The organism is Mesorhizobium sp. M4A.F.Ca.ET.050.02.1.1, from assembly GCF_003997725.1.
Classification (GTDB): domain Bacteria; phylum Pseudomonadota; class Alphaproteobacteria; order Rhizobiales; family Rhizobiaceae; genus Mesorhizobium.
Genome location: NZ_RZSG01000360.1, coordinates 1 through 5,903 on the forward strand (window position 1 = coordinate 1; position 5,903 = coordinate 5,903).

At 63.2% G+C, this 5,903-nt stretch carries 7 protein-coding genes and 1 pseudogene; 6 read left to right on the forward strand and 2 right to left on the reverse strand.

Translation table 11 applies throughout. The annotated features are described in order from the left end of the window. From EOA33_RS21405 to EOA33_RS21415, 3 genes and pseudogenes are all read left to right on the forward strand, one after another. A pseudogene (locus tag EOA33_RS21405) lies at positions 1 to 1,761 on the forward strand (DNA-directed RNA polymerase subunit beta'); the annotation flags it as partial. A gap of 74 nt (positions 1,762 to 1,835) precedes the next feature. Further along, complete coding sequence (locus EOA33_RS21410) at positions 1,836 to 2,501, forward strand: O-methyltransferase (RefSeq protein ID WP_127406509.1); 666 nt, start codon at positions 1,836 to 1,838, stop codon at positions 2,499 to 2,501. Positions 2,502 to 2,514: 13 nt separating this feature from the next. Next, positions 2,515 to 2,883, forward strand: coding sequence for a hypothetical protein (locus tag EOA33_RS21415; RefSeq protein ID WP_127406510.1), 369 nt, complete (start codon positions 2,515 to 2,517; stop codon positions 2,881 to 2,883). A gap of 29 nt (positions 2,884 to 2,912) precedes the next feature. Here the strand turns inward: EOA33_RS21415 and EOA33_RS21420 are convergent, their stop codons facing one another. Then, on the reverse strand, positions 2,913 to 3,848 hold the full coding sequence (locus EOA33_RS21420; RefSeq protein WP_127406511.1) for a Gfo/Idh/MocA family oxidoreductase: 936 nt from the start codon (positions 3,846 to 3,848) through the stop codon (positions 2,913 to 2,915). Positions 3,849 to 3,921: 73 nt separating this feature from the next. Further along, positions 3,922 to 4,203 (reverse strand): transcriptional regulator, encoded by a 282-nt coding sequence (locus EOA33_RS21425; protein ID WP_126054430.1) that lies wholly within the window; start codon positions 4,201 to 4,203, stop codon positions 3,922 to 3,924. Positions 4,204 to 4,677: 474 nt separating this feature from the next. Here EOA33_RS21425 and rpsL point away from each other — a divergent pair, with 474 nt between their 5' ends. The 3 genes from rpsL to EOA33_RS21440 all read left to right on the forward strand — a co-directional run. Next, positions 4,678 to 5,049, forward strand: coding sequence for a 30S ribosomal protein S12 (gene rpsL, locus EOA33_RS21430; protein WP_006202128.1), 372 nt, complete (start codon positions 4,678 to 4,680; stop codon positions 5,047 to 5,049). Between the two features lie 64 nt (positions 5,050 to 5,113). Continuing rightward, the gene (rpsG, locus tag EOA33_RS21435; RefSeq protein ID WP_126054431.1) at positions 5,114 to 5,584 is read left to right on the forward strand and encodes a 30S ribosomal protein S7; all 471 of its coding nucleotides are present in this window, start codon (positions 5,114 to 5,116) and stop codon (positions 5,582 to 5,584) included. A 29-nt stretch (positions 5,585 to 5,613) separates the two neighbouring features. Next, on the forward strand, positions 5,614 to 5,903 hold a 290-nt coding region (locus EOA33_RS21440; RefSeq protein ID WP_127406512.1), incomplete at its 3' end, for a GTP-binding protein.

Here is a 5,903-nt window from a genome sequence, read left to right on the forward strand (position 1 = left end):
GACAAGGGCCTCACCATGCAGCCGATCGTCGATGCCGGCCAGATCGTCGCTTCGATCGGCCAGCGCGTGCTCGGCCGCACGGCGCTCGACGACATCAACCATCCGGTCTCCGGCGAAGTGCTGGTCAAGGCCGGCAAGCTGATGGACGAACGCGACGTTGAGCAGATCGAGAAGGCCGGCGTGCAGTCGGTGCGCATCCGCTCGGCGCTGACCTGCGAGGTCAGGACCGGCGTCTGCGCGGTCTGCTACGGACGCGACCTCGCCCGCGGCACCCCTGTCAACCAGGGCGAGGCCGTCGGTGTCATCGCGGCGCAGTCGATCGGCGAGCCGGGCACGCAGCTCACCATGCGTACCTTCCACATGGGCGGCACGGCACAGGTGGTGGACTCTTCGTTCCTCGAAGCCTCCTATGAAGGCAAGGTCGAGATCCGCAACCGCAACGTGGTGCGCAACTCCGACGGCCAGCAGATGGTCATGGGCCGCAATATGGCGGTGCTGATCCTCGACGAGGCCGGCAAGGAACGCGCCACGCACCGCGTTGCCTACGGCTCGCGCCTCTTCGTGGACGATGGCGACAAGGTGAAGCGCGGCCAGCGCATCGCCGAGTGGGATCCCTATACCCGCCCGATCCTCACCGAAATCGAGGGCAAGGTGGCGTTCGAGGATCTGGTCGACGGCATTTCCGTCCAGGAAACGGCCGACGAATCGACCGGCATCACCAAGCGCGAGGTCATCGACTGGCGTTCGACGCCGCGCGGCAACGACCTGAAGCCGGCGATCATCGTGCACGACGCCAAGGGCAAGGTCGGCAAGCTGTCGAAGGGCGGCGATGCCCGCTTCCTGCTCTCGGTCGAGGCAATCCTCTCGGTCGAGCCGGGCGCGCATGTCCGTCCCGGCGACGTGCTGGCGCGTATTCCGATGGAAAGCGCCAAGACCAAGGACATCACCGGCGGTCTGCCGCGTGTTGCCGAACTGTTCGAGGCACGTCGTCCGAAGGATCACGCCATCATCGCCGAGATCGATGGCACGGTCCGCTTCGGCCGCGACTACAAGAACAAGCGCCGTATCATCATCGAGCCGCATGACTCGACGCTCGAGCCGGTCGAATACCTGATCCCGAAGGGCAAGCCGTTCCATCTCCAAGACGGCGACGTCATCGAGAAGGGCGACTACATCCTCGACGGCAACCCGGCGCCGCACGACATCCTGGCGATCAAGGGCGTGGAGGCGCTTGCCTCCTACCTCGTCAACGAGATCCAGGAGGTCTACCGCCTGCAGGGCGTGTCGATCAACGACAAGCACATCGAGGTGATCGTTCGCCAGATGCTGCAGAAGGTCGAGATCACCACGCAGGGAGACTCGACCTACATTCCGGGCGACCACGTCGACGTGATCGAGCTGGAAGAGGTCAACGAGCGGCTGATCGAGGACGGCAAGAAGCCAGCCGAAGGTCAGCCGGTGCTGCTCGGCATCACCAAGGCATCGCTGCAGACGCCGTCCTTCATCTCGGCCGCCTCCTTCCAGGAGACGACCAGGGTGCTGACCGAAGCGGCGGTTGCCGGCAAGACCGACATGCTGCAGGGGCTGAAGGAAAACGTCATCGTCGGCCGGCTGATCCCGGCCGGCACCGGCGGCACGATGAGCCAGATCCGGCGCATCGCCACCTCGCGCGACGAGCTGATCATCGACGAGCGCCGCAAGGCCTCTGGCGTCGAGGTCGCCGAGCCGATGCTGACCGACATGGTCACCGCCGCGCAGTAAGCGCGGGATGAGAAGAGAAGAAGGAAAGGGGCCCTATGTGGCCCCTTTTCGCATTTGGGCCACGAGGAACTATGATGAGCAAGAAGACCTGGACGGCCGTCGACGACTACATCGTTGCTTCCCTGTTCGAGGCGGATCCCGTGCTTGACGCGGTGCTCGCAGCAAACCGCAATCAGGGCCTGCCGGCGATCGATGTCTCCGCCGCGCAGGGCAAGCTATTGTCGTTGCTGGTGCGCATCCGCGGCGCGAGAAGGGTGCTGGAAATCGGAACCCTTGGCGGCTACTCGACAATCTGGATGGCGCGGGGACTGCCCGTTGATGGAAAGGTCGTGACGCTGGAGCTCGATCCGCACCATGCCAGGGTCGCACGCTCGAATTTCGAGCGGGCAGGGGTGTCAGACCGGATCGATCTGCGCATCGGTCCAGCGCTTCAATCGCTCGCCGCGCTGAGTGGCGAAAACGCGGGTCCGTTCGATCTGGTCTTCATCGACGCCGACAAGCCGAACAATCCGAATTATCTCGACTGGGCAATGAAGCTGTCACGGCCTGGAACGGTCATCGTCTGCGACAACGTCATTCGTGACGGCGCTGTGGTGCAGGAAGATAGCGGCGACGCCAATGTCGAAGGCGCACGCGCGGCGTTCTCGTTCATTGGGGGCGAGAGGCGACTGGACGGCACCGCCATCCAGACCGTCGGCGCCAAGGGCTATGACGGCTTTGCGATAGCGATCGTCGAGTGAAGGGGTTGGACAGATGGACGAGGCGGCTCTTTGGGACCTGATCAACGCGGGGCGAGAGCGCATGAATATTGCGCAGAGAAGACTCTGGGACGTGTTCGGCATCGACCCGGAGCTATGGACGCATCGCTCTCCGGCAGGGGACGACCGGCGCGTTTGGGTGGTCGCGTTGATCGGCCGAAGCGTGATTTCCTACAATGAATTCGAATACGGCTTCGACCGCTCGCATTTCGTCCGGTATGGCGAGATTGCCGAGCTTGGCTGGGGGCACGACGACCTTGAGGTTGCCGTTCAACACGTTCTGAACGAGGTGGAGCGCGGAGATCGAACCGCGCCCATCGTTTCTGAACCTCGGACAGGAGCACATCCCGTTCGAAGACGATAGGATAACGGCGAGAAGGTTCTCAGTTTAGCTCAATCGAAGAACGCCTCGACCACATTGCGCTTGCCGAGCATGAAGGCGTCGGCAACGTGCTGTAACGGCGCGAGATCGACGTCGGAGACGCCGGCGCGGATGATCTCGGCGAAGCGACTGTAGAGCATCGGGTATTCCGCTTCCGGCTCGTCGTGGACGATCTTGCCGTCGATGGCGAGCTTCGCGCCGCCGCCCGAAAGCACCATCTTGCCCTTGTCGGTCTCGGCCAGGATGTCCCAGCTCTGCGGACCGGTCTGCAGCCAGTCGAGCTCCATCGTCACCGGCACTCCATTCGAGGTGCGGAAGGCGACATGCGCGGCAACCGGCGATGCGCGATTCTCCGGAAAATCGAGAACCGCCGAGGTGATGAACATCGCCGGCAGGATGTGGGTGGCGATCGACAGCGCGTTGATGCCCGGATCGAAGACGCCAAAGCCGCCCGGCGCCCAGATCCATTCCTGGTTCGGGTGCCAGCGGCGCACGTCTTCCTTCCAGATGATCGCCGCCGAGCTGATCCTGGCCGAGGCCAGGAATTCGCGCGCGGCCTCGACCGCCGGCGCGTAGCGTGAGTGCCAACTGGCGAAGAGAGAAACGCCATGCTTGCCGGCGATCCTCTTCAGGTCCTCGACCTCGCTGACGGTGGCGCCCGGCGGCTTCTCCAGGAAGACATGCTTCCCGGCTTCGAGCGCTGCGCGCGCGGCATCGTAACGGAACTGGGGCGGCATGCAGAGCGAGACGGCGTCGAGGTCCGGCACGGCGTCGAGCATTGCCTCGATGGTCGGAAAGTTCGGGATGCCGTCGACCTTGCCGTGCCGGCTGGCGGCGGCGATGAGCTGGTAGTCGCTGTCTTTCGCCAGAGCCGGAAGATGCTGGTCGCGGACGATCTTGCCCACGCCAACGATGCCGAGCTTGATGGGACCTTTGTTCGAGGGCATGGGAACTCCGAGGATTTGGAAAGGTGGGTGTTTCTAAGCAGGGAAGTGACGCCGGGCAAGCCGGCGCCGATCGTCAGATCGGCTCGTCGAACGTGATGATCGACACTTCGCCTTCGAGCGCGCCCTGGTAGGCCGACAGATGCGGCTCGTCATCGGGCGCGCCGTCCATGTCGCCGATCTGGTCGAGTTCGGCCTCGGCATAGCCTTCCGCGGCGAGCGAATCGAGCGCCTTGCGCACCGCCGAATCGTCGTCGGGCGCCACAAGCATCACATGGACGCCTTCCGGCTTGCCGCCTTTCTTCTTCCAGACACGGCCGGTGATGATGGTGACCGGGCGTTCCTCATTGTCGTTCACGGGCTGATTCCTCTCGGCAAAGGGCGGGGCAAGGGCATTTCTGCGGCTCGTGCCGCCTTTTGGCATGAAGCATGGGCCGGCGACAGCCAAAAGCCGGTCACTTTCTTCCTCGCCCTTGCAAAAAGACGCAAGAAAATTACATGCGTTTTTCGCATGGCTGCCAAGCCCCGGTTCGCGCGCAATATTTGCCAGCGCGGGGTTGACGGTTCGAAGGGTTGCGAGTAGAAGCCGCCCAGTCAGAACCGATGTGAGGCTTTCCTTTTCGAGGCGACACGCCTTGGAGTTTGCCTCAAACAGGGTTCGTTTTACGAGCGAAAAGACATTTCCGGCGCGCATGAAGCGGTTTCCGCTTCCTCTGCAATTTGTTCGGGCAGGACCGCGAGGCGCGGTGTGTTGCCCGAATTTGCGTATGGAAACGACGCTTTGAGCGGCCCTGACCGGGCAAGACACGGAATTGAGAGACAAGAGGGTTTAATGCCTACCGTCAACCAGCTGATCCGCAAGCCGCGCCTGGCGCCGGTGAAGCGCAACAAGGTCCCGGCCATGCAGCAGAACCCGCAGAAGCGGGGCGTCTGCACGCGCGTCTACACCACGACGCCGAAGAAGCCGAACTCGGCGCTGCGCAAGGTGGCCAAGATCCGCCTGACCAATGGTTTCGAGGTGATCGGCTACATCCCGGGCGAAGGCCACAACCTGCAGGAACACTCCGTGGTCATGATTCGCGGCGGCCGCGTCAAGGACCTTCCGGGTGTGCGCTACCACATCATCCGCGGCGTGCTCGATACCCAGGGCGTCAAGAACCGCAAGCAGCGCCGTTCGAAATACGGTGCCAAGCGTCCGAAGTAAGGTTTTCCGGCTTCGGCGCTTTTTTTGACTGCGCCGGGCCATGAGAGATTGAGAGACAAAAGCCATGTCCCGTCGTCACAGTGCAGAAAAGCGTGAGATCAATCCGGACCCGAAGTTCGGCGACCTGATCGTCACCAAGTTCATGAACGCCGTCATGTATGACGGCAAGAAGTCGGTTGCCGAGACCATCGTCTACGGCGCGCTGGACCAGGTCCAGGCCAAGACCAAGCAGGAGCCGGTCACCGTCTTCCATCAGGCGCTCGACAATGTCGCGCCGCATGTGGAAGTGCGCTCGCGCCGCGTCGGCGGCGCCACCTACCAGGTTCCGGTCGACGTGCGCCCCGAGCGCCGCCAGGCACTGGCCATCCGCTGGCTGATCACCGCGGCGCGCAATCGCAACGAGACCACCATGATCGACCGCCTCTCGGGCGAGCTGATGGACGCGGCCAACAACCGTGGCACGGCCGTGAAGAAGCGTGAAGACACCCACAAGATGGCAGAAGCCAACCGCGCCTTCGCGCACTACCGCTGGTAAAGCGCGAACGAGACTGAGAGGCACCTACCATGGCCCGCGAATACAAAATCGAAGACTACCGCAATTTCGGTATCATGGCGCATATCGACGCCGGCAAGACGACGACGACCGAGCGCGTCCTGTACTACACGGGCAAGTCGCACAAGATCGGCGAAGTCCATGACGGCGCTGCCACCATGGACTGGATGGAGCAGGAGCAGGAGCGCGGCATCACCATCACGTCCGCCGCGACCACGACCTTCTGGAAGGGCCGTGACGGCAAGATGCACCGCTTCAACATCATCGACACTCCCGGACACGTCGACTTCACCATCGAGGT